The sequence below is a fragment of the Ruminococcus sp. AF31-8BH genome, assembly GCF_003460605.1.
Lineage (GTDB): Bacteria > Bacillota > Clostridia > Lachnospirales > Lachnospiraceae > Blautia_A > Blautia_A acetigignens.
Map to the genome: position 1 here is coordinate 1 of NZ_QTVN01000026.1, position 21,162 is coordinate 21,162.

A 21,162-nucleotide genomic window follows, 5' to 3' on the forward strand; every position below is an offset into this window, starting at 1 on the left:
CAATATATGATGAAAGGATGTGAAAAAGTCGAGACAAAGTCTACTCGACGGTTGCAATGAGTATATTTGAATACGACCGGGAATGGGAAGAAGAGTTGCTACGGAAAGAGGAATTTGAGGCTGGGAGAGATACGGAAAGGAAAAATACGGAAAAAGAGCGGATGAACGCAGAAAAAGAACGCCGCCGCGCAGACTCAGAAAAAATGCGCGCTGATCATGCGGAAAGAGAACTTTTGCTTCTAAAAGAAAAACTTGCTTTAATGGAGAACAAGTAGAAAATTAAGTGTTTAGGTATACAAAACCAGGAAATCACAGTATTATTATGCCGCAGATTTCCTGGGTTTATTTGTGACGGGGGACAGTGCTCAGTCACCGCCTCCTGTTTGATGATTTATAAATACGGTTCCCCGGGAATTTCCGGATAGCTTCCCATTCCGATCAGCAGCTCCAGTCCAATCTGTCTGGCCTGCAGAACCGCTTCCTTCACCGCACTGGCATCTCCTGAGATTGCCAGAATCACCTCATTGGAATGGCTTGTCCCAATGCTCGGCGTCATATATCGAGTAATATGAACCGCAGAAGCCTTCATAGCCGTATCCGCCATCACAAGCCCAATTGCCGCAGGAGAACCTGCCATAAATCCAAAAGCCTCACCAGGAACCGCATTGAAAGCCATAGAAAGTGCTCCGCCAGCATTGGCAGAAAAAGCAAATTCCAGATGTCCGGATTCACTGATATACAATTCTCCGGCATATTTATTGGTCAGTTCCAGCGCAAGGGAAATGGCATGGCGCACATCCGACACATCATTTCCGCCAATCACAATATAGTTTCCATGTCCGCCCCATCCCTTGGTATCACGTGGAAACTCAATGGAAAGAACCTCCGTGCCCGTAGCCTTTACCGCATCATCCACCGCCGTGATCTGTCCGGCAGCACCTGTACGGGAACTAAAAAGTCCAAGAGTATGATAACGGGTTCCTATATTCATTTCCTTTAAAAGAGTATCGTCTACTCCTGAAATCACAAGTCCGATAGTATCCAGAACTGCAGTCCCCACAAACTCTGTGCGTGTGCATTTGGTACTGATGCTGTGTACATCCATGGGAAAAACCTCCACCTGATTACTTTTCCTAAGTGTAGCATGATTGCCCTGATTTTGAAAGTTATAATTGAGATTTTTGTCGATAAAAATTAGCGGTAAATGTATATGTAAACATCGAAAAATGGATTGTAAACCAAAAACAAATAAATGGTTGACAATTCCTTGCTGCTATGTTAGATTGTATCTGACAAAATTCTTATCCCTATATTTACCATTCGAAGAAATATAGGATATGCCCGAGGAGGAGATTATGAGTACTGTAACCGCAACAAAAACAAGAACCTACGACATGGCCTACATCGCCATCTTTGCCGTACTGATCGCAATTTGTTCCTGGATTTCCATTCCAATGACCGTTCCCTTTACCTTACAGACATTCGGTGTATTTATGGCTGTAGGTGTGCTCGGCGGCAAACGAGGCAGCCTGGCTGTTCTGGTTTACATTCTGCTTGGAGCAATTGGAGTTCCTGTATTTGCCGGATTCTCCGGAGGATTTGGAATCCTTCTCAATAACACTGGCGGTTATATCATCGGCTTCTTATTCTCCGCACTTGCAATGTGGGCAATCGAATCCCTCTGGGGCAAGAAGCCTGTAGTACAGATCATTTCCATGGTTGTAGGACTGCTTGTATGCTACGCAATGGGAACCATCTGGTTCATGGTTGTATACACGAGAACCACAGGCGCTGTTGGACTTGGAACCGTACTGGGCTGGTGCGTAATTCCGTTCATCATTCCTGACCTTGTAAAAATCGCTCTGGCATTTGTACTGTCCAGAAGAGTACGCAAGCTTGTACCATTACAGTAATAAGAATCGTCAGACATATCCCATTCGCCCTCATCACGGGATGTGCCTGGCGTTTTTTATCGGAAACGGCTACAGCAATGGATTTACAGCCCATATGCAGGAAATGCTGGAGCTTTTTACAAAAGGCGCAGACGTCTGTCTCACCGTAAACACAGACGAAATCTGCTCTGCCTGTCCCAACAACTGTCAGGGACTCTGCGAGGCAGCTGAAAAAGTAAAGCGCTATGACAACGCCGTACTTTCCCAGTGCGGCCTGACAGAAGGCCAGACCCTTCCATTTTCCAAATTCACCCAGTACGTCCAGCAGAACATCATCGCCTCCGGCAAACGCCCGGAAATCTGCGGCGACTGCCAGTGGAACCGCATCTGCCAGGATCAGCCCAGCAGATGGCAGAATACATGAGAGAAGCAGTCTCTAACAAAATAATGAAAGCAATCAAATTACTGTCCTCTTTGCCGGATCATCCGACGGAGAGGGCATTTTTGCATATTACAGCTAGAGCGTGTTTGAAAAATCATTCCTGCAATCTGCACGCCCCACTTTGCGGTATATTTCACCCGAATTCGGTTGTCGTAGCCCGCTACGACGCCCTCATCCGGGCAAAATCTCCCACAAATTGTGACGCACATCTTGCAGAAAGCCTTTTTCAAACACGCTCTAGGGATATGGAACAATCTGAGTACAAATGAGCAGGAAACAGTAATGTCAATGCTGCGTGGACTTCGGAAGTAGGAGAACAGTTCGAGTATATGTATCGGCTGTTCTTTTTTTGTTTTTAGGCGTTAAAACGGTAATGTTTTTCTTGTATACAGTAGAGCATTAGAGTATAATAAAATCAGTTTTTTTTCATACGTTTAAAAGCTATAATAAGAAAATCGGCAAAACAGATGAAAGTCTGCGATGCAAAGCTATAGGGCCTGTAAAATGGCAGCCAGTTGCCACGTTAAAGATGCATTGTCTGCAATGACAATGCTTTTTTCATTTTTGGAGATCAAAAAGAAACTAAAACAGGCAGGTAATAATTGGTGGCTGCTAAAATATAAAAATGGAGCAGATAAAAATGTAGGTGTAAAGGAAATCGGTTATGTGAAAGAAAATTAAGTCAGCACAGGAACGAAAAAATACATTTAGGATAAAAAATTTGATAAGGGATTGACCAGACCGCATCAAATTCCATTGCAGATGCAATGGCACCCGGTGCAGAAAAACTGATGTGCAGTACCCGACAGGAAATGATGGAAGCTGTCCGTAAGGGTAAAGCCAATGCTGCTTTCGTCTACTATTACATGGCACAGGCGTTTGTGAATAGTGACACTACGGGCACCATGACATATACGCTGCTGGAACAGCCTACATTCACCTACCGCATGGTAGTTTCGTCAACAGAGAACCATGCGATGGCTGGTATTCTGACGAAAGCAATGTATGCCATGCCCGAAAATTTTGTCGAAGATCTTGCGGCACAGTATACTACATACAAAGCAACATATCTGACATTTGCTGACTGGATCCGTCTGCATCCTGTTGTTACTGTTTTGGTTCTTCTTGTTTTTGGATGGCTGCTGACTACTATGGCTGTGATCATGATGCGTCTCAGTGCAAGGAAAAAAGCTCAGATGGCAGCCCAGCAGAATGCGAAGAAAATGGCGGAACTGGCAGAACATGCACAGGCTGCAAACAAGGCAAAAACAGCATTTCTGTCACACATGTCCCATGACATGAGGACACCGATGAATGCGATTATTGGATTTACCGGTATTGCAATAAAAAATAACCCATCAGGTGAGGTGAGAAACTGCCTGGAAAAGATTAACGAAAGTTCAGAACATTTGCTGTCACTGATCAATGATGTATTAGATCTGACTCGCGTGGAAAGTGGAAAAGTGAAATACAATCCGGTACCGGCAGATGTGAAAAGTATCACAGATTCTGTCCGCCTGCGTGATGTGCTGGTCAATATTCTGAGTAATGCTGTGAAGTTCACTCCGGATGGAGGGACGATTACTTTTGAAGCCCATTGTCAGGAAAATAGTGAGGATGGATATATAAATATGCATTACTGCATCTCTGACACCGGTATCGGAATGAGTGAGGAATTTATAAAAGAAATTTTTGAGGAATTTGCACAGGAAGATTCCGGTGCGAGAACGCAGTACCATGGAGCCGGACTGGGAATGGCTATCGTAAAGAAGTATATGGAAAGACTGCTGTTGAGATTTTCAGAATTCATCCGGAAGGCACATTTGTCAAAGCCGATTGTGATTGATGAAGTTATAAAAACAATTTTGAGACATGTACATTTTGATAAAGAATGATTCGTAGAGGTATTTCATGAATTAGTGGAATACCATTGGGGTCGCGGGGGATAAAAAATGAAAACAAAAGATGTTCAGGAACTCTATCAAATAAAATTACATAGCATGGATACGATTCTGCATCAGATATCGCTTATGGATCAGGTGGAAAATGAGCAGGAGTTGTCAGAAATCATTCACTCTTTGCTGCAGGCAATCGGAAACTATACAGGGGCAGACCGGGTATATGTTTTTGACTGGGAAACCGATCAGAAGGACAGCCTGAGCAATACATTTGAATGGTGTGCCGATGAAGTGACACCAGAGATAGACAACCTTCAGGCAATCCCAGTCAGTTTGATGCCAAACTGGGTGAAACGATTTGAAAACAAGGAAGTAATCGTGATCCATGATCTGGAAGCAACAAAATATTCTGAACCGGAAGAATATGAATTGCTAAAAACACAGGAAATATGTTCATTGATTGCAGTGCCGATTTATGCCAATCATCAGATGAATGGATTCATCGGGGTAGATAATCCTGATTTGGGACAGAATGAGATTTCCATTACACTGCTGTCTGATGTTGGCGGGCATCTTGGATGTGTGAGGGAAAATCTGAAAACTACGGTACTGCTGAAAAAGGCTCTTGATGAGGCAACAAAGAGGACAGAGATTATTTCCGCAATTGCTACGCTGTATGTAACAATCATATATGCCAATGTTAAAGAGCGGACATATGAGCTTTTGGAAGGTTATGACCTTGTGCAAAAAATCCTTGGACAAAAGGGAAAAATTGATGATGTTATGGAAAGGCTTCCAGCAGCATTTGCCGCCCTGGAGTGGAGAGAAAAGTACAGAGAGTTTCTTGACTTTGATACATTGGCAGAGAGACTTCGCAATACGAATTCTGTTTCGATTGAATTTATGGGAGCAAACGGAGAATGGCGGCTGTCCAGATTTATTGTAAAGAGCAGAGATGCACAGGGAAACGCTGTGGATGTGCTTTATGTCGCCCGGGATATTACGGAAGAAAAATCCCGGGAACTCATGTATCAGAAACAACTTAAGGCAAGCATGGAAGATGCTCATCGCGCGAATCTTTCAAAAACAGCCTTTCTGAGGCGTATGAGCCACGATATCCGTACACCGCTAAACGGAATCGTGGGGATGATCCATATCGCTGAAAAATATAACAATGATGTGGTCAAATTACGTGAATGCAGGCAGAAGGTACTTCAGTCCACAGAATATCTGCAAAATCTGATCAACAATGTCCTGGATATCAGCAAACTGGAATCCGGTTCCCTTGTGTTGGAACATAAATCCTTTGATCTGGCAGAGCTGTTAAGTAATAATCTGACGGTTGTTGCAATGAGTGCTTATGAAAATGGTGTAAGATTTGAAGGCGGCGTGGAAGCAAGTACAATCCGCCACAGATATTTGATTGGAAGTCCGATACATCTGAGCAGGGTTTTAATGAATCTTTCTTCCAATGCGATTAAATACAATCATTTTCATGGAACCGTGAATGTTTATTGCGAAGAATTATCGGATGATGGGAATATGGCTGTTTTTCGGTTTGTATGTTCAGATACCGGTCTTGGTATGAGTGAAGAATTTCAAAAACATGCGTTTGATGTTTTTGCGCAGGAGGGCAAACTGTCAACTACAACCTTCAGTGGCTCCGGTCTGGGACTTTCGATTGTAAAAGATATTGTTGAACTGATGGGTGGAACGATAGAACTGGAAAGTGAAGAAAATGTAGGAAGCACGTTTACGTTTACGGTTCCATTTGAGATAGATCATCTGGCTGAAAACAATGATCCGCAGGAGGACAGCTGCCCACAGAGTATGAATCTGCTAGGGAAGCGGGTGCTTCTTGTTGAAGATAATGCCATTAATATGGAGATCGCCCATGCAATACTGGAAGAAGAGCATCTGAATATTACAGAAGCGAAAAACGGAAAAGAGGCACTTGAAATATTTCAGAATTCCAAGCTGAATGAGTATGATGTCATCATCATGGATGTGATGATGCCGGTCATGGATGGTCTGGAAGCAACAAAAGCAATTCGTATGTTGGAACGTGAAGATGCCAAAAAGATCCCAATCATTGCCATGACGGCAAATGCTTTTGAGGAGGATCGGAAAGCATGTCTGGATGCCGGGATGGATGAACATATTGGAAAGCCGATTGATATTCCGCTATTAAAAAGAACGATCACAAAACTGCTGACAAAAAATCATAAAAACCGCATAAATTAAAAAGTATGATCTGAAACTGCATACCTTATGGTCTTCCTTAAAGAAAGATGGATACATAGGAATTGTCGGATATTTTGATGGTATCAAACAGGAAATGGAATGCCTATTATTGCAATGATCGCCAATGCTTTTGCGGAAGATGTACAAAAATGTTTAGATGCAGGCGACTGTAGCCTGGAGGGTGGGAGAAAGATGAAGAAGTGCAAATTAGTACAGAATATAAGAAATTTCAAACTTTGTTACTTTATATTTTGCACAATGATATGTTTGACTGTTTTTCCTGTTTCCGCATCTGCTAAAGAAAAATCGGATCATGTTATCCGGATAGGATCTTTTGAGGAAACTTATAATACAGTCAATGAAAAGGGAGAAAGAAGAGGCTATGGTTATGAGTATCTTCAAGACATTGCAGGTTACGCAGGATGGACCTATGAATACGTGACAGGTAATTGGGAAGATTGCTTTACACAGCTGGAAAATGGAGAAATTGATATTCTTGGCGGCATTTCCTATACAGACGAACGTGCTGAAAAAATGTTATTTTCTGATATGCCTATGGGGGAAGAGAAATATTACATCTATACGGATGCCTCAAATATGGATCTTACAGCAGGAAATCTGGATTCTTTTGAGGGAAAAAATATTGGCGTGTTTAGAGATCATATACCAGAGGTTTTGTTATGACAGAAATTAAGTATATATTTCCGAAGCAACTGCAGTCTGTGGCTGCGTTGGCTTTTATAGCCGTGCTGATCGTTCTGCTTCTCATCCTGACTGTAATGGTACATATGAGGAACAGAAAACTGAAAAGTACGCTGGAAGAACAGATGGCGGAAAGACGGCTTCTGGACAAGATATGTGGAGATTTTACAGCTGTCTATTATGTTGAATTAAATACCGATTCCTTTGAAATCCTCCATATGAATGACGGAACCAACGCAAAAAAATGAACCTGAAGCAGTGTGATAATTTCAATTATGCTGCTGACCAATATGCGGTTCAGTATCTATATGGGAAAGAAAGACAGGAATTTAAGGACCGGGTTTCGACGGGGCATCTGAAGGAACGGCTTTCCTGGAAGGAGCGCATTACCTACCATTACAGAAGCAAACCGAATCCGAACCAGCATGAATTTTTTGAGGCACAGGCAATCAAAATATACCAGGATGAGAAACATTTATTCGCACTGGTGGGTTTCCGGCATATTGATGATATCATGGAAAAGGAAACTACGATCCAGAATCAGTTAAAGCAGGCACTGGACGAGACACGGCTGAGCAATGAAATAATTTCGGCAATTGCCAAGAGCTACTGTTCTATCTACAGGATTGATGTGCAGAAAGATTTTTTTGAAGAGGTATCAAATGACAGTGAAATACACAAACTGACAGGAAACAGAGGATGTGCATCGGAGAAGCTGTATCAGCTTTGTGATACCATGGTTGCACCGGAATACCGTCCGCTGATACGGCCTTTTCTGGATGTTTCTACACTTTCCACAAGATTGAAGACGGAAGAATGTATTTCTACAGAATACAGGATGTGTGATGGCAGCTGGCACAGGATGATTTTTATTGTAAAAAACGGGATGAGTCTGGGAATGTAACCCATGTTTTATGTACGGTCCGTAGTATCAGCGATTCCAAAAGACGTGAAGAGGATCTTAACTTTGCAGCGGAAGCAGCAAAGCGGGAAGCCGAAATGAAAACAAGGTTTCTGGCAACTATGAGTCATGATATCCGTACACCACTGAACGGTATTATCGGTATGGTAAATATGGGAAATCAGTACGCAGATGATCTTCTGATGCAGCAGAAGATCAGAGAAAAGGCAATGGAATCTCTGAAATATCTTGTATCTCTGGTAAATGATGTGCTGGATATGAATAAACTACAGAGCGGAGATTTGAAGGACCAGCAGCTTTTGTTTGATCTGACAATAGTACTGCGGGAACTGAACCAGATTTATGATGAGCGGGCTGCAAAGAAAGGCATCCGGTATGAGGTTGACTGGAAAAATGGTACATATAGCCACATCGCTCTGATTGGAAATCCGGTATATCTTGGCAGGATCCTGTCGAATATTTTGGACAATGCCATAAAATTCAGTCAGGCGGGCAGTGTAATCACGGTCTGGGTTAAGGAAGAAATTCTGGATGATGGCAGGGCATTTTTTGCTTTCTACTGTAAAGACCAGGGTGTGGGTATGAGTGAAGATTTTATTGCCCATGCTTTTGATATGTTCTCTCAGGAAAGCAAGACAAGCAGATCCAGGTATGAAGGCACCGGACTGGGGCTTGCAATTACGAAGCAGCTTGTGGACAGGATGGATGGAAGTATTGAACTGAAGAGCAAAGTTGGTGTTGGTACTACAGTTATTGTAAAAATACCGTTCAAAATTGGCACACAGGATGAAAACAGTAATTTATCAGACAAGTCGGTAAGCCTTGATGATTATTCAGTGGAAGGCATGAGAGCATTGGTTGTGGAAGACAATGAGCTGAACATGGAAATTGCCAGATGTATACTGGAAGAAAGCGGTATGGAGGTTACATGTGCAGCGGACGGGAAGGAAGCAGTTGAAATCTTCGAAAAATCTGAACCAGATTATTTCGGGGTAATTTATATGGATATTATGATGCCGAGGCTGAATGGACTGGATGCGGCAAGGACAATCAGGGAAATGAAAAGAAGGGATGCCATGAGGGTTCCGATCATTGCAATGTCCGCAAATGCCTTTGCAGAAGATATTATCAACAGCCGGCTGGCAGGAATGAATGTCCATCTTGCAAAGCCGCTGGATGCGGAAAAAATGATCGTTGCCTTAAAACAATGCATGGCAGATAATAGGGATGTAAAACTGCACGAAGATTTGTAGGAATAAAAAGACAGGGCATATAAAGGGGGTATATTGTATATGGCGGTTACTTAATATTCGCTGTACTGGTTTCTGCATCAGATACCGGTTCAGCTAAAATAACATTACATACGTGATATATTATTTCTGCAAGTTTATGTGAATGAATGTTAAAATCATTATTAATCCAGTCAACAATTATATTTCAGCAACCATGCATCATGAATGAATATATATTGTTCCTCACATTTATCAGATAATCCGGGGATAATTGACTGTATGTAAGACTGCACACTGTTCATTATGCCTTGCTGAAATGCGTGTGTTTCCATCTGGCATAATAAAATGCCAAATGTTGTTTTATTATCCTTTATGTAGTTAAGAAATATTTCATAAGTAAACATCATAAAAAGATGGTGACTATGTTTGGAAACTCCAATTTGACCTTTCACAACTTGAGACATTCAACAGCTTGTATTTTATATGAGCAGGGGTGGAAAGCAAAGGATATTCAAGAATGGTTAGGTCATGCTGATATTGTAACAACTATGAATATATACACACATATTGACAGAGCACATAAACAGAGACAGGCAGAGTCCTTAAGCGGAGTTTACGAACATCCGTAAAATGACTTTACGAACACTTTTGAAAAAAAGGGGAAAAGCATAAAAAAACACCGAAACCCTTGATTTCTCAAGGCTTTCGGCGCCCCTGCCAAGTAGTCGAAGTGACGGGATTCGAACCCACGACCTCTGCGTCCCGAACGCAGCGCTCTACCAAACTGAGCCACACTTCGTCAACGACAAGTAATATTATACATAGAGAATGCCATCTTGTCAACACAAAATTTGAAAAAAATCAAAAAAATTTAAAAATTTTATGAATGAATAAATCGCAGCTTCATATACATTAATGAATGAAATGAAAATGCTTATAAAAAGGACAGGGAGGTCGTCATTTGGCTGGATATCGCCGTTTTATCGCATATGTATATGAGTACCGCAAAGGAAAAAAGGAAAACAACTGCGGTTTTATAAAGGTTGAAGTCCGAAATTCCATATGTACAATTGAAATTCATCTTCATGTAGAAGGGCTGGCAGCAGAGGAAGAGGCCAGGGTATTTTGCTTCCTGAGAAAGGAAGGTCTGATGAATGGAATTCTCATCGGAAGCTGCATGACGCAGACGGACCGGGTTGATTGCCTGATTGAAACAGATGCATTAAATATGGGAGATTCCGGAACGGCCCTTGGCAAAATGGGCGGCATGGTAATTCTGACAAAATCCGGCGGCTTTTTCGGCACAGAATGGGATGACCAGGCAATCCGTCCGGAAAATTTCAAAGAAATGAAAATTGGAGAAGAAACAAAGAGGTCAGAAGAGGATAAACAGGAAGAAACGAAACAGGAAACTGCTCAACCAGAATCGCCTCAAAACGAAATGGAAAATAACAGTGACGCCGAAAACGTGCCTGAGTCTGAGATGGAAAAAGAAAATGCAGAAGCTTTGGGCCAGGTCACACCTAATGATGAAGTGCAGAATGTAGAATTTTCAGAAGAGACAGAAACCAATACTTTCAAAACAGAGCCGCCAGCATCAGTAAGCAACAAAGAATTTACGACCAATCCGAACCAGACTGATTCAGAAAGCAATCATGCAAATATGCCAGAACCTATTCCTGGTGACGCTCTGTCGGCAGAGTCTATACTTCCGGCAAACGCTTCAGAAGAACTTTCTGTCCCCGTAAGCAGTCCAGATTCTTCTTCAGACAGCACCAACACTATTTTACAAGAACCAAAGCCCAAAACAAGTTCCGAAATCGAACTGAATCCAGCACCTCAGACCTCAGACGTCCCGTCCCCCACCGAAGAAATCCACATACAGTCCATCCACTCCAAACCCGAAAAACACTCCCTCCCCTTCGGTCAGCCCTTCTGCCCCTTCGCAGACGGCGACCTGTTCCAGTGCTGGAAAATCCATCCCCAGGATCTGGTACACTTCCCAAGAAGACAATGCGGCCTTAGAAACAACCGCTTTCTGCAATACGGCTATTACAACTTCGGACATCTGCTCCTGTGCCGCCGTCAAAACGGAAAGTACATCCTTGGTGTTCCCGGAAGCTACGATCAGCAGGAACAGTTCATGGCAGGCATGTTCGGCTTCCCAAGCTTTAAAGAAAGCCCGCTCATAAAAGTCCCCAAAGGAAAAGGCGGCTACTGGTATCGTTCCATTGACCCGCCTGTCTGTCATTAACTTAAAATACCATTTTTACACACTTTTCAGGCAAAAAGAGCACTTCCCCAAAATTGACATCCTCATCAGAACTGCCTATAATAAAAGCATTCCCAGTGCGTTTTATCCTGGAACCTGTTTGAAAAAAACAATCCTGCGATCTGCCTGCCCTGGGAAATAAGTGTGCATTAGATGAGGAAAAAAATGAAATGAAACAACGAGACCTGACAAAAGGCAGCATTACCGGAAATCTGATGCTGTTTGCCCTGCCTCTCATGGCCGGGAATTTTTTGCAGCAATGCTACAATATCGCAGATACCCTGATCGTGGGACGGTATCTGGGAGCCAATGCCCTTGCCGCAGTTGGCTCGTCTTATACCCTGATGACCTTTCTGACGTCCATTTTGATTGGAATGTGTATGGGAAGCGGTGCCGTATTTTCCATCCGCTTCGGCGAGCAGGATCACAAAAAGCTAAAAGAAGGAATTCTCCATTCCTTCGGCCTGATCGCGGCAATGACTGTGGTGATCAATGTTCTGGTTTACGCAGGTTTGCCCCTGATCCTGAAAGTCCTTCAGGTGCCGGCAGAAGTGGTTCCCTACATGCGGACCTACCTGCTGGTCATATTCGCCGGAATCAGCGCCACATTTTTATATAATTATTTTGCAGCACTGCTAAGAGCTGTGGGAAATTCAGTCGTCCCCCTGATTTTTCTTGCAGTATCTACTGTCCTGAATATAGTACTTGATCTGCTCTTTGTTCTTGGCTTTGGCTGGGGCGTGGCAGGAGCCGCAGGTGCAACGGTCCTTGCGCAGTTCGTATCCGGAATCGGAATTACGGTATACACCTTGATCCGTTTCCCGGAATTTCGCCTTTCACGTGAAGAACTGCACTTTGACAAAAGGGTTCTGGGTGAGATTGCCCAGCTCTCTTTTCTTACCTGCCTGCAGCAGTCCGTTATGAACTTTGGAATCCTCATGGTCCAGGGCCGGGTAAACAGCTTTGGAACCGCAGTTATGGCAGCATTTGCAGCAGCGGTAAAAATCGATTCTTTCGCTTACATGCCGGTACAGGATTTTGGAAATGCATTTTCCACCTTCATTGCCCAAAATTACGGCGCCGGAAAAGAAAAGCGAATTTCTCAGGGAATCAAAAGTGCGGTAACAGCTGCATTTGTATTCTGCCTGGTGATCAGCGCAGCGGTCTGTGCATTTGCCGCGCCGCTTATGGGCATTTTTGTAAATGCATCCCAGACGGAGATTATTTCCATTGGTGTCGGATATTTGCGAATTGAAGGCGCATTTTATTTTGGAATCGGACTTCTTTTTCTTCTGTATGGATATTACCGTGCAGTAAAAATGCCTGGAATGTCCGTGATCCTTACCATCCTTTCCCTTGGAACCCGTGTGGTCCTGGCTTATACTTTGTCCGCCGTTCCGGCAATCGGCGTCACCGGAATCTGGGCATCCGTTCCCATTGGATGGGCACTGGCAGACATTGTGGGCGTCACCTATTACTGGAAAAAGATGCGAAGAAAATCAGAGCTTGGTTAATGTGCCGCACATTTTACAGATAACATTTTTCATTTCACACAACAGGAGAACTTTATGCTTACAGATCAGGAACGTTTTATGAAAGAAGCCATCCGCCAGGCGAAAAAAGCCCGGGCCCTGGAAGAGGTTCCAATCGGCTGCGTGATCGTCTGCGATGGACAGATTATTGCAAGAGGCTACAACCGCAGAAATACAGACAAGAACACCCTTTCCCATGCCGAGCTGAATGCCATCAAGAAAGCCAGCAAAAAGTTAGGAGACTGGCGGCTGGAGGGCTGCACCATGTATGTGACCCTGGAGCCCTGCCAGATGTGTGCCGGCGCCCTGATGCAGTCCCGCATTGACCGTGTGGTGATCGGAAGCATGAACCCCAAAGCCGGATGCGCAGGCTCGGTTTTGAATCTTCTGGAAATGGACGGATTCAACCACAAGGTGGAAGTAATCCGCGGCGTTTTGCAGGAAGAGTGCTCCTCTATGCTGTCCGATTTTTTCAAAGAGCTTCGGGAAAAGAAGAAAATGCTGAAAAAATCTCTGGCAGAACAGGTTGGAAATTCAGAAAAATAGTGGTATAGTAAAGAACTAGAGCGTGTTTGAAAAAGCATTCCTGCAATCTGCACGCCCCACTTTGCGGTATATTTTGCCCGAATTCAGTTGCCGTAGCCCGCTACGGCGCCCTCATCCGGACAAAATCTCCCACAAATTGTGACGCACATCTTGCAGAAAGCCTTTTTCAAACACGCTCTAGAAAAGCCATCGAATTTCAGGAGAAATAAAGGATGGCGAAATTGACAGGAGGAAAACACAATGGAACTTGAAGCATTAAGAAAAGACATGGTTGCTGCTATGAAAGCAAAGGATAAAGTAACAAAGGACGCAGTATCTTCCCTGATCTCAGCAGTGAAGAAAGTTGCAATTGACGAGGGCTGCCGTGATGATATCAGCAGCGAGCTGGTTGATCGCGTGATCCTCAAGGAACTGAAATCTGTAAAAGAGCAGATCGACACCTGCCCGGAATCCAGACAGGATCTGAAGGATGAATACCAGGCAAGATATGATGTTATCGCTAAATACGCTCCGAAGCTGATGGATGCTTCCGAGATCAAAGCTTACCTTCAGGAAAAACATGCCGAGCTCATCGCCTCCGGAAACAAAGGCCAGATCATGAAGACCATCATGCCGGAACTGAAAGGCAAAGCAGACGGCAAAGTAATCAACCAGGTAGTAGCTGAGTTTTGCAAATAATTTTTGCAGAATATACGGATAGATCCTAGAGCCTGTTTGAAAAATCATTCCTGCAATCTGCACGCCCCACTTTGCGGTATATTTTGCCCGAATTCAGTTGCCGTAGCCCGCTACGGCGCCCTCATCCGGACAAAATCTCCCACAAATTGTGACGCACATCTTGCAGAAAGCCTTTTTCAAACACGCTCTAGGGCCTGTTTGAAAAAGGTACATGATGTAAAGGACGCGAGTGCATTCCTTTCATTTATGTATCTTTTTTATTGACCAGATTTCCCCTGGGATGGCAGTACAGACAGTTAGGCGACGGAGCATCCCCCCCGAAATTCACCGTTGTCTGTACTGCTTCACCAGGGGGAAATCGTCCGTCTTGACAAAATGCACAAAAAAAGAACGTCCTCTCAGACGTTCCACAACTTTCTTTATTACGCGCGCCGCACTTCGGAATGGTCTCACAGACGTTACCTCTACAGTTAACTCAGCCCAGGCACCCTCACGGCACACAGGAGATTCTACTTAGTGCTGCTACATTCCTGTCCTGACACGGTTCATAGAGTCCTGTTGCGTAAGACCCAAACGTCAACGCCACTTATAAAGGGCAGCTCCACAAGATACAAGCCTCAGATTGGCATCACCCCTGCTGTAGCGGATTGCAGGTACAGGGCACCGCTATCTCCCCGGCTGCGCGGAATTTAATTATAAGGGACAAACGAAAATTTGTCAATAGATTTGCACATTTTCTCTTTCATAAATCTGGTTTTTCTCTGGCTTTTGCCGCATATGGAGGAAGAATCCAGCCGCGCTAGACAAATTCCTTGTTGTGTCAGCCCACGAAATATTATATAATTAAATCCAAGCATTAAAATGTGTGTGCAAAAAGGTTCATAAGGACCGCACAGACGCCGGAAGCGACGGCGCCTGTTTGCCAAAGACACAGAAATGGAGGGTACTATGATTAAAAGAATCGGCTTATTAACAAGCGGCGGTGACTGCCAGGCCCTGAATGCCACCATGCGCGGAGTAGTAAAGGGACTCACCAACAGCATCGATGATCTGGAGGTTTACGGATTTGACGATGGATACAAAGGACTGATCTACGGCAAATACCGTATGCTCACATCCAAGGACTTTTCCGGAATCCTTACACAGGGAGGAACTATCCTTGGAACATCCAGACAGCCGTTTAAGCTTATGCGTGTACCGGATGAGAAAGGTCTGGATAAGGTAGAAGCAATGAAGCAGACCTACTACAAGCTCTGTCTGGACTGCCTGGTAATCCTTGGCGGCAACGGAACCCAGAAGACAGCCAACCTTTTACGCGAGGAAGGCCTGAATATCATCCATCTGCCGAAGACCATCGACAATGATATCTGGGGAACAGACATGACATTCGGCTTCCAGAGTGCAGTAAACATTGCGACCAACGCAATCGACTGCATCCACACAACAGCAGCTTCCCACGGCCGCGTATTCATCGTAGAGGTTATGGGACACAAGGTAGGAAGCCTTACCCTGCATGCAGGAATCGCAGGCGGAGCAGATATTATCCTGATCCCGGAGATTCCCTATGACATCAAGAAAGTAGTTGCAGCTATCCAGAAGAGATCCAAGGCAGGCAAGCGCTTCACCATCCTTGCTGTGGCAGAAGGTGCCATTTCCAAGGAAGACGCTCTGCTTTCCAAGAAAGACTACAAGAAGAAACTGGAAGACCGTGCAAAGAAGTATCCTTCCGTATCTTATGAAATCGCAGACAAGATTACCCAGGAGCTTGGATCAGAAGTCCGCATCACAGTTCCGGGACACACACAGCGTGGAGGAGCACCGTGCGCATACGACCGCGTGCTTTCCACAAGAATCGGAGCAGGTGCTGCTGAAGCTATCCTTGACGGAGAGTATGGTATCATGATCGGTGTTGTAAACGGCAAGATCAAGAGAGTTCCTCTTGAAGAGTGTGCCGGCAAGCTTAAGATGGTTTCTCCAAAAGACCAGACTGTCAAAGCTGCAAAACAGATCGGTATCAGCTTCGGCGACTGATTCTGCTTTTCAGAAAGGAGTTTCCATAAATGAGCTATACTGCTCTATACCGGAAGTTCAGACCGGATAATTTCGATGATGTCAAGGGCCAGGATCACATTGTGACCACGCTGACCAATCAAATCAAGGCGAACCGTATCGGACACGCCTATCTGTTCTGCGGCACCCGAGGAACCGGTAAGACAACCGTTGCAAAAATACTGGCGAAGGCAGTAAACTGCCAGCACCCGGTAAATGGAAGCCCCTGTGGTGAATGTGAAATGTGTAAGGCGATACAGGCCGGCACCTCGATGAACGTGATCGAGATCGATGCCGCATCCAACAACGGTGTGGACAACATCCGTGAAATCCGCGAGGAAGTGGCCTATCGCCCTACAGAAGGAAACTATAAGGTATACATTATCGACGAGGTTCACATGCTTTCAACAGGAGCATTCAATGCTCTTCTGAAAACACTGGAGGAACCTCCGTCTTATGTTATCTTCATTCTTGCAACCACAGAGGCACACAAGATCCCGATCACCATTTTGTCCAGATGCCAGAGATACGATTTTCACCGTATTTCCATTGACACCATTGCGGCAAGACTGGATGAGCTTTTGAAAATCGAGAATGTGGAGGCGGAGGAGAAAGCAGTCCGCTACGTTGCGAAGGCAGGAGACGGCTCCATGCGAGACGCCTTAAGTCTTCTTGACCAGTGCATTGCCTTTTATCTGGGACAGACCCTGACCTATGACAAGGTTCTGGAAGTGCTTGGCGCAGTTGACACAGAAGTGTTCAGCAAACTTTTGCGCCAGGTCCTTAAGGGGGATGTGACCTCGGCCATCCGCACTCTGGAGGATCTGATCATAGGCGGAAGGGAGCTTGGACAGTTTGTAGGAGATTTTACCTGGTACATGCGTAATCTTCTCCTTGTGAAAACGTCCGAGAACCCGGAAGAGGCCATTGACGTCTCTTCCGAGAACCTGAAGCTTCTGCAGGAAGAAAGTGAGATGGTGGATGTAGAGACGCTGATGCGCTACATCCGTATTTTTTCTGATCTGTCCAGCCAGATCCGCTATTCCACCCAGAAACGTGTTCTGGTGGAGATCGCACTGATCAAGCTGTGCCGTCCGGCCATGGAGACCAATCTGGATTCAGTTCTGGACCGTCTGCGTGTTCTGGAGCAGCGTATGGATGAGCGCCCGGTTCAGCAGGTAATCGTGCAGCAGGGAAGTTCAGGAGCGGTTTCAGGCGGCGTGGATGCGGGAATGGCGGCACCTAAGGCTGCGGCTCCGGTGAAAGCCGCGCCAGAAGATCTGCAGAAGATTGTAGCCAGCTGGCGGGTAATTGTAGGACAGACCAGCGGCATTTTCAAGCAGATGCTTCAGAAAGCCATCCCCAAGTACAATGGTGAGACAGGCGAGCCTGTGCTTTACGTGGAGTTTCAGGATTTCCTGGGCAAAACCTACGTGGACAATCCCGAAGCCGAGAATGAGCTGAAATCCATCATTGCGGCGCAGACTGGCAAATCCGTGGAACTGAAAATGGTAGTGGCAAAAGAGCACCACCACACCAATCTTGCCCAGGTAACAGTAGACCAGGCGATCCGGGAGAATATCCATATGGATGTAGTGGTGGAAGAAGATCCGGATGATCCGGAAGAATAAAAAATACCGGGGGACGGGACAAATTTGTCCCGGTAGGACTTCGGTGTGGAAATATTGAATTCAGGAGGAATGTGTAATGGCAAAGCGTGGAGGTTTTCCGGGCATGGGAATGCCGGGAAATATGAATAATCTTATGAAACAGGCGCAGAAAATGCAGCGTCAGATGGAAGAGAACCAGAAGGCTCTTGAGGAGAAGGAATTTACTGCAGCTGCAGGCGGCGGAGCAGTAGAGGTAACCATCTCCGGCAAGAGAGAAGTAACCAAAGTAAAGCTTGCAGAAGAGGTTGTAGATCCGGACGATATTGAAATGCTTGAGGATCTGATCGTTGCGGCAACCAACGAAGCTCTTCGCAAGGTTGAGCAGGAGAACCAGGCTGTGATGTCCAAGCTGACAGGCGGCCTTGGCGGACTAGGCGGAGGTCTTCCATTCTGATGGAATACTACAGCAGTCACATTAACAAACTGATCGAGCAGCTTTCCCATCTGCCTGGAATCGGTGCGAAATCAGCCCAGCGCCTGGCTTTTCACATTATGAATATGCCCAAGGACCAGGTGCAGCAGCTGACAGGCGCCATCACAGATGCCAGGACCAATGTACAGTACTGCAAGTGCTGCTACACCCTGACAGATAAGGAAATGTGCCCGATCTGCAGCAATCCCAAGCGTGACCACAGCACCATTATGGTAGTGGAGAACACCAGGGATCTTGCTGCTTATGAAAAAACAGGCAAGTTTGACGGCGTTTATCACGTTCTTCACGGAGCTATTTCCCCTATGCTGGGAATCGGCCCGGATGACATCAAGCTGAAGGAGCTGATCCAGCGTCTGCAGGGAGATGTGAAGGAAGTGATCATTGCCACCAACTCCAGTCTGGAGGGAGAAACCACAGCCATGTATATCAGTAAGCTGATCAAGCCTACTGGAATCAAGGTAAGCCGTATTGCAAGCGGCGTGCCTGTGGGCGGCGACCTGGAATACATTGACGAGGTAACCCTTCTTCGTGCACTGGAGGGCCGCGTAGAACTTTGACACAGAACGAAAACGGTGGGAGGTGATTTCCTGTGGCGCGAAAAAAAGTGACTTCATCCGATGTAGCAGAGAAAGCAGGGGTTTCCCAGGCTACCGTTTCCATGGTGCTGAATCACAAATATAACGTTTCTTTTTCCCGGGAGACCGTAGAAAAGGTAGAAAATGCCGCCCGCGAGCTGGGCTACCGTCTTCCCGGGCACAGAAGCAAAAAAGAAAACAAAAAAGAGAAGCTGATCGTTGTATTCTGCCCCACCATCACAAGCCCTTATTATGTGCTGCTTCTGCAGGGCATTGAGGCTGTGGCGAATGAGCGGGGGTATGGGGTTTTCATCTGCAATACCCAGCGTGATGCAAGACTTGAGGAGAAATATCTGCGGATGATCCGCGCAATGGCACCCCAGGGAATCATTTATGCCTGCAATCCTCACCCGGACTACATCAGCCAGGTGGAGGAGATGGCAAGGGATATTCCGCTGGTCATCATCAGCAACAAGGAGAAGATCAGCACCGTAGATGCCATCAATCAGGACAACACAGAAGTGGGCCGTCTGATGGCAAGGCACCTTCTGGACCTGGGACACCGGGATGTGGCATTTATTACCCCGCCTCTTACCAGAAGGCAGTGGCAGCGTTCCAAGCGAGTGGATGGCTTTGTCCATGAGTTTGAGAAAGCCGGGCTTGCCGGACATGTGATCATCCGGGCCGCAGACGAGTCGGTAGACCGCCGCAATCCCCGGACGGATTCCGAGTATTCCATGGGCTATGCCCTGACCAGGTCTCTTCTTGAGGATGGCAGCAGATTTACCGCCATTGCAGGGCAGAATGACATGATGGCCATCGGTGCGGTGGATGCGCTTCAGGACGCCAGACTGCGTGTGCCCAAGGATGTATCGGTGATCGGCTGCGACAATATTTTCTATTCCGGGATCCGGCGTGTGTCGCTAACTACTATAGACCACTTTGTGGCATTGAAGGGCCGTGATGCCTGCGATATTATCATCCGCAAGATCGATACGGACAACCGTTTCGGAGAGGGAATACGTCCCACAAGCGTGTACAATATTGAATATAACCCCAAGATCATTGTGCGCAAAACCACTGGCTACGCAAGGCTGGACAAGCTGGAGCCGACAGTGGAAAAAAACGGATGAAAATAAGATTAAATAAATGATTCAACCGAAATTATTAGTAATAAAATCTGGAAAAACACATGGAAAAAACTTTGCAAAAGCTGATAAACACTATAAAAAATAGATTGATGGGTAAGTGACAAACCTGGAAAATATTAATAAATTTGATGAATTATTAATTGAATTTTTATTAATAAAAAGCACCCCGTCTTGACCTGCAAGTGAAGTCTGGTATAATGAAAGCATGTGAAAAACATGTGCAAAAGCTTAAACAAATTCAGGAGGATAAGATCATGAAATTTTTTATTGACACAGCAAAAGTAGAGGATATTAAAGCAGCGAACGATATGGGAATCATCTGCGGAGTAACCACAAACCCATCCCTGATCGCAAAAGAGGGAAGAGACTTCAACGAAGTTATCAAAGAGATCACAGAGATCGTTGACGGACCAATCAGCGGTGAGGTAAAGGCTACTACAACAGACGCAGAGGGAATGATCCGTGAGGGACGTGAGATCGCAAAGATCCATCCGAACATGGTTGTTAAGATTCCGATGACATGCGAAGGCCTGAAGGCTGTTAAGGTTCTTTCCAAAGAAGGAATCAAGACAAACGTAACCCTGATCTTCAGCGCAAACCAGGCACTTCTTGCTGCAAGAGCAGGCGCTACCTATGTATCTCCATTCCTTGGAAGACTTGATGATATCTCTACAGATGGCGTTGAGCTGATCCGTCAGATTGCTGACATGTTTGCTGTTGCAGGCATTGACACAGAGATCATCGCAGCAAGCGTTCGTCATCCAATGCATGTAACACAGTGTGCACTTGCTGGTGCTGACATCGCAACTGTACCGTTCAAGGTACTTGAGCAGATGACACATCATCCGCTGACAGATGCCGGAATCGTGAAATTCCAGAATGATTACAAAGCTGTATTTGGTGAATAATTGATACTTGGAATTG

Annotated in this window: 25 protein-coding genes, 1 tRNA gene, 1 other RNA gene, 1 pseudogene and 1 riboswitch; of the genes and pseudogenes, 24 read left to right on the plus strand and 4 right to left on the minus strand. The window is 45.4% G+C overall.

Features of this window, described 5'->3' with window-relative positions; genetic code table 11:
- Positions 1 to 56: 56 nt before the first annotated feature.
- Positions 57 to 275, plus strand: coding sequence for a hypothetical protein (locus DWZ38_RS20870; protein WP_021924371.1), 219 nt, complete (start codon positions 57 to 59; stop codon positions 273 to 275).
- Between the two features lie 116 nt (positions 276 to 391).
- Here the strand turns inward: DWZ38_RS20870 and pduB are convergent, their stop codons facing one another.
- Positions 392 to 1,105 carry a microcompartment protein PduB gene (gene pduB, locus DWZ38_RS20875; RefSeq protein ID WP_021924370.1) on the minus strand — a complete coding sequence of 238 codons (714 nt, stop codon included), beginning with the start codon at positions 1,103 to 1,105 and terminating at the stop codon, positions 392 to 394.
- A gap of 250 nt (positions 1,106 to 1,355) precedes the next feature.
- Here pduB and DWZ38_RS20880 point away from each other — a divergent pair, with 250 nt between their 5' ends.
- A complete protein-coding gene (locus DWZ38_RS20880; protein ID WP_021924369.1) occupies positions 1,356 to 1,913 on the plus strand; it encodes a biotin transporter BioY in 558 nt (185 codons plus the stop codon).
- Complete coding sequence (locus tag DWZ38_RS20885; RefSeq protein WP_317259486.1) at positions 1,897 to 2,316, plus strand: DUF1284 domain-containing protein; 420 nt, start codon at positions 1,897 to 1,899, stop codon at positions 2,314 to 2,316. Before DWZ38_RS20880 ends, DWZ38_RS20885 begins: the two co-directional genes overlap by 17 nt.
- Before the next feature lie 38 nt (positions 2,317 to 2,354).
- Here DWZ38_RS20885 and DWZ38_RS23705 read toward each other — a convergent pair whose 3' ends face one another.
- Entirely contained in the window at positions 2,355 to 2,531 is a 177-nt protein-coding gene (locus DWZ38_RS23705) for a DUF6783 domain-containing protein (protein ID WP_334298208.1), read from the minus strand.
- On the opposite strand from DWZ38_RS23705, the pseudogene DWZ38_RS23710 reads away from it, so the two are divergent.
- The 9 genes and pseudogenes from DWZ38_RS23710 to DWZ38_RS20925 all read left to right on the plus strand — a co-directional run.
- Positions 2,481 to 2,603, plus strand: a pseudogene (locus tag DWZ38_RS23710) (DUF6783 domain-containing protein); the annotation flags it as partial. The gene DWZ38_RS23705 and the pseudogene DWZ38_RS23710 overlap by 51 nt on opposite strands.
- A gap of 178 nt (positions 2,604 to 2,781) precedes the next feature.
- A riboswitch (cyclic di-GMP riboswitch) is annotated at positions 2,782 to 2,857 on the plus strand.
- On the plus strand, positions 2,839 to 3,015 hold the full coding sequence (locus tag DWZ38_RS22410; protein ID WP_021924521.1) for a hypothetical protein: 177 nt from the start codon (positions 2,839 to 2,841) through the stop codon (positions 3,013 to 3,015). (Overlaps the previous riboswitch by 19 nt.)
- A gap of 110 nt (positions 3,016 to 3,125) precedes the next feature.
- Positions 3,126 to 4,229 (plus strand): HAMP domain-containing sensor histidine kinase, encoded by a 1,104-nt coding sequence (locus DWZ38_RS20895; RefSeq protein WP_243000455.1) that lies wholly within the window; start codon positions 3,126 to 3,128, stop codon positions 4,227 to 4,229.
- Between the two features lie 57 nt (positions 4,230 to 4,286).
- Positions 4,287 to 6,476 carry a GAF domain-containing hybrid sensor histidine kinase/response regulator gene (locus tag DWZ38_RS20900; RefSeq protein WP_117855222.1) on the plus strand — a complete coding sequence of 730 codons (2,190 nt, stop codon included), beginning with the start codon at positions 4,287 to 4,289 and terminating at the stop codon, positions 6,474 to 6,476.
- 114 nt (positions 6,477 to 6,590) lie between these two features.
- Positions 6,591 to 7,160, plus strand: a complete 570-nt coding sequence (locus DWZ38_RS20905; protein WP_243000458.1) for a transporter substrate-binding domain-containing protein — start codon at positions 6,591 to 6,593, stop codon at positions 7,158 to 7,160.
- On the plus strand, positions 7,157 to 7,426 hold the full coding sequence (locus DWZ38_RS23015) for a hypothetical protein (RefSeq protein WP_243000461.1): 270 nt from the start codon (positions 7,157 to 7,159) through the stop codon (positions 7,424 to 7,426). The genes DWZ38_RS20905 and DWZ38_RS23015 overlap by 4 nt, the downstream gene beginning before the upstream one ends.
- Positions 7,423 to 8,082, plus strand: a complete 660-nt coding sequence (locus tag DWZ38_RS20910; protein ID WP_117855224.1) for a hypothetical protein — start codon at positions 7,423 to 7,425, stop codon at positions 8,080 to 8,082. The genes DWZ38_RS23015 and DWZ38_RS20910 overlap by 4 nt, the downstream gene beginning before the upstream one ends.
- Before the next feature lie 95 nt (positions 8,083 to 8,177).
- Complete coding sequence (locus DWZ38_RS20915) at positions 8,178 to 9,353, plus strand: ATP-binding protein (protein WP_117855227.1); 1,176 nt, start codon at positions 8,178 to 8,180, stop codon at positions 9,351 to 9,353.
- A gap of 371 nt (positions 9,354 to 9,724) precedes the next feature.
- Positions 9,725 to 9,961, plus strand: a complete 237-nt coding sequence (locus tag DWZ38_RS20925; RefSeq protein ID WP_334292276.1) for a tyrosine-type recombinase/integrase — start codon at positions 9,725 to 9,727, stop codon at positions 9,959 to 9,961.
- Positions 9,962 to 10,057: 96 nt separating this feature from the next.
- Here DWZ38_RS20925 and DWZ38_RS20930 read toward each other — a convergent pair.
- Positions 10,058 to 10,131 (minus strand) — tRNA-Pro (locus DWZ38_RS20930).
- 162 nt (positions 10,132 to 10,293) lie between these two features.
- Here DWZ38_RS20930 and DWZ38_RS20935 point away from each other — a divergent pair.
- The 6 genes from DWZ38_RS20935 (at position 10,294) to DWZ38_RS23720 (ending at position 14,624) form a co-directional block, all read left to right on the plus strand.
- Entirely contained in the window at positions 10,294 to 11,586 is a 1,293-nt protein-coding gene (locus DWZ38_RS20935) for a DUF6128 domain-containing protein (protein WP_021924479.1), read from the plus strand.
- A gap of 188 nt (positions 11,587 to 11,774) precedes the next feature.
- The gene (locus DWZ38_RS20940) at positions 11,775 to 13,118 is read left to right on the plus strand and encodes an MATE family efflux transporter (protein ID WP_021924478.1); all 1,344 of its coding nucleotides are present in this window, start codon (positions 11,775 to 11,777) and stop codon (positions 13,116 to 13,118) included.
- 54 nt (positions 13,119 to 13,172) lie between these two features.
- Entirely contained in the window at positions 13,173 to 13,682 is a 510-nt protein-coding gene (gene tadA, locus DWZ38_RS20945) for a tRNA adenosine(34) deaminase TadA (protein WP_021924477.1), read from the plus strand.
- A gap of 26 nt (positions 13,683 to 13,708) precedes the next feature.
- Positions 13,709 to 13,891, plus strand: coding sequence for a DUF6783 domain-containing protein (locus DWZ38_RS23715; protein WP_117855235.1), 183 nt, complete (start codon positions 13,709 to 13,711; stop codon positions 13,889 to 13,891).
- A 31-nt stretch (positions 13,892 to 13,922) separates the two neighbouring features.
- Positions 13,923 to 14,360, plus strand: coding sequence for a GatB/YqeY domain-containing protein (locus DWZ38_RS20955; RefSeq protein WP_021924476.1), 438 nt, complete (start codon positions 13,923 to 13,925; stop codon positions 14,358 to 14,360).
- Between the two features lie 36 nt (positions 14,361 to 14,396).
- A complete protein-coding gene (locus DWZ38_RS23720) occupies positions 14,397 to 14,624 on the plus strand; it encodes a DUF6783 domain-containing protein (RefSeq protein ID WP_117855238.1) in 228 nt (75 codons plus the stop codon).
- Positions 14,625 to 14,784: 160 nt separating this feature from the next.
- Here DWZ38_RS23720 and ffs read toward each other — a convergent pair.
- Positions 14,785 to 15,046: signal recognition particle sRNA large type (ffs, locus tag DWZ38_RS20965), an RNA gene on the minus strand.
- A 265-nt stretch (positions 15,047 to 15,311) separates the two neighbouring features.
- Here ffs and DWZ38_RS20970 point away from each other — a divergent pair.
- The 6 genes from DWZ38_RS20970 to fsa all read left to right on the plus strand — a co-directional run bounded on the left by DWZ38_RS20970 (position 15,312) and on the right by fsa (position 21,146).
- The gene (locus DWZ38_RS20970; RefSeq protein WP_347520317.1) at positions 15,312 to 16,391 is read left to right on the plus strand and encodes an ATP-dependent 6-phosphofructokinase; all 1,080 of its coding nucleotides are present in this window, start codon (positions 15,312 to 15,314) and stop codon (positions 16,389 to 16,391) included.
- A 29-nt stretch (positions 16,392 to 16,420) separates the two neighbouring features.
- Positions 16,421 to 18,040, plus strand: a complete 1,620-nt coding sequence (gene dnaX / locus DWZ38_RS20975) for a DNA polymerase III subunit gamma/tau (RefSeq protein WP_117855240.1) — start codon at positions 16,421 to 16,423, stop codon at positions 18,038 to 18,040.
- A gap of 76 nt (positions 18,041 to 18,116) precedes the next feature.
- Positions 18,117 to 18,473, plus strand: coding sequence for a YbaB/EbfC family nucleoid-associated protein (locus DWZ38_RS20980; RefSeq protein ID WP_021924790.1), 357 nt, complete (start codon positions 18,117 to 18,119; stop codon positions 18,471 to 18,473).
- The gene (gene recR / locus DWZ38_RS20985; protein ID WP_021924791.1) at positions 18,473 to 19,069 is read left to right on the plus strand and encodes a recombination mediator RecR; all 597 of its coding nucleotides are present in this window, start codon (positions 18,473 to 18,475) and stop codon (positions 19,067 to 19,069) included. Before DWZ38_RS20980 ends, recR begins: the two co-directional genes overlap by 1 nt.
- Before the next feature lie 32 nt (positions 19,070 to 19,101).
- On the plus strand, positions 19,102 to 20,220 hold the full coding sequence (locus DWZ38_RS20990; RefSeq protein WP_021924792.1) for a LacI family DNA-binding transcriptional regulator: 1,119 nt from the start codon (positions 19,102 to 19,104) through the stop codon (positions 20,218 to 20,220).
- Positions 20,221 to 20,492: 272 nt separating this feature from the next.
- The gene (gene fsa / locus DWZ38_RS20995; protein ID WP_021924793.1) at positions 20,493 to 21,146 is read left to right on the plus strand and encodes a fructose-6-phosphate aldolase; all 654 of its coding nucleotides are present in this window, start codon (positions 20,493 to 20,495) and stop codon (positions 21,144 to 21,146) included.
- Positions 21,147 to 21,162 lie beyond the last annotated feature (16 nt).

Coding starts and splice junctions, on each gene's coding strand:
- DWZ38_RS20870 (WP_021924371.1), top strand. CDS start 57: ATGAGTATATTTGAATACGACCGGGAATGGGAAGAAGAGTTGCTACGG.
- pduB (WP_021924370.1), bottom strand. CDS start 1,105: ATGGATGTACACAGCATCAGTACCAAATGCACACGCACAGAGTTTGTG.
- DWZ38_RS20880 (WP_021924369.1), top strand. CDS start 1,356: ATGAGTACTGTAACCGCAACAAAAACAAGAACCTACGACATGGCCTAC.
- DWZ38_RS22410 (WP_021924521.1), top strand. CDS start 2,839: ATGGCAGCCAGTTGCCACGTTAAAGATGCATTGTCTGCAATGACAATG.
- DWZ38_RS20895 (WP_243000455.1), top strand. CDS start 3,126: ATGTGCAGTACCCGACAGGAAATGATGGAAGCTGTCCGTAAGGGTAAA.
- DWZ38_RS20900 (WP_117855222.1), top strand. CDS start 4,287: ATGAAAACAAAAGATGTTCAGGAACTCTATCAAATAAAATTACATAGC.
- DWZ38_RS20905 (WP_243000458.1), top strand. CDS start 6,591: ATGATCGCCAATGCTTTTGCGGAAGATGTACAAAAATGTTTAGATGCA.
- DWZ38_RS23015 (WP_243000461.1), top strand. CDS start 7,157: ATGACAGAAATTAAGTATATATTTCCGAAGCAACTGCAGTCTGTGGCT.
- DWZ38_RS20910 (WP_117855224.1), top strand. CDS start 7,423: ATGAACCTGAAGCAGTGTGATAATTTCAATTATGCTGCTGACCAATAT.
- DWZ38_RS20915 (WP_117855227.1), top strand. CDS start 8,178: ATGAAAACAAGGTTTCTGGCAACTATGAGTCATGATATCCGTACACCA.
- DWZ38_RS20940 (WP_021924478.1), top strand. CDS start 11,775: ATGAAACAACGAGACCTGACAAAAGGCAGCATTACCGGAAATCTGATG.
- tadA (WP_021924477.1), top strand. CDS start 13,173: ATGCTTACAGATCAGGAACGTTTTATGAAAGAAGCCATCCGCCAGGCG.
- DWZ38_RS20955 (WP_021924476.1), top strand. CDS start 13,923: ATGGAACTTGAAGCATTAAGAAAAGACATGGTTGCTGCTATGAAAGCA.
- dnaX (WP_117855240.1), top strand. CDS start 16,421: ATGAGCTATACTGCTCTATACCGGAAGTTCAGACCGGATAATTTCGAT.
- DWZ38_RS20980 (WP_021924790.1), top strand. CDS start 18,117: ATGGCAAAGCGTGGAGGTTTTCCGGGCATGGGAATGCCGGGAAATATG.
- recR (WP_021924791.1), top strand. CDS start 18,473: ATGGAATACTACAGCAGTCACATTAACAAACTGATCGAGCAGCTTTCC.
- fsa (WP_021924793.1), top strand. CDS start 20,493: ATGAAATTTTTTATTGACACAGCAAAAGTAGAGGATATTAAAGCAGCG.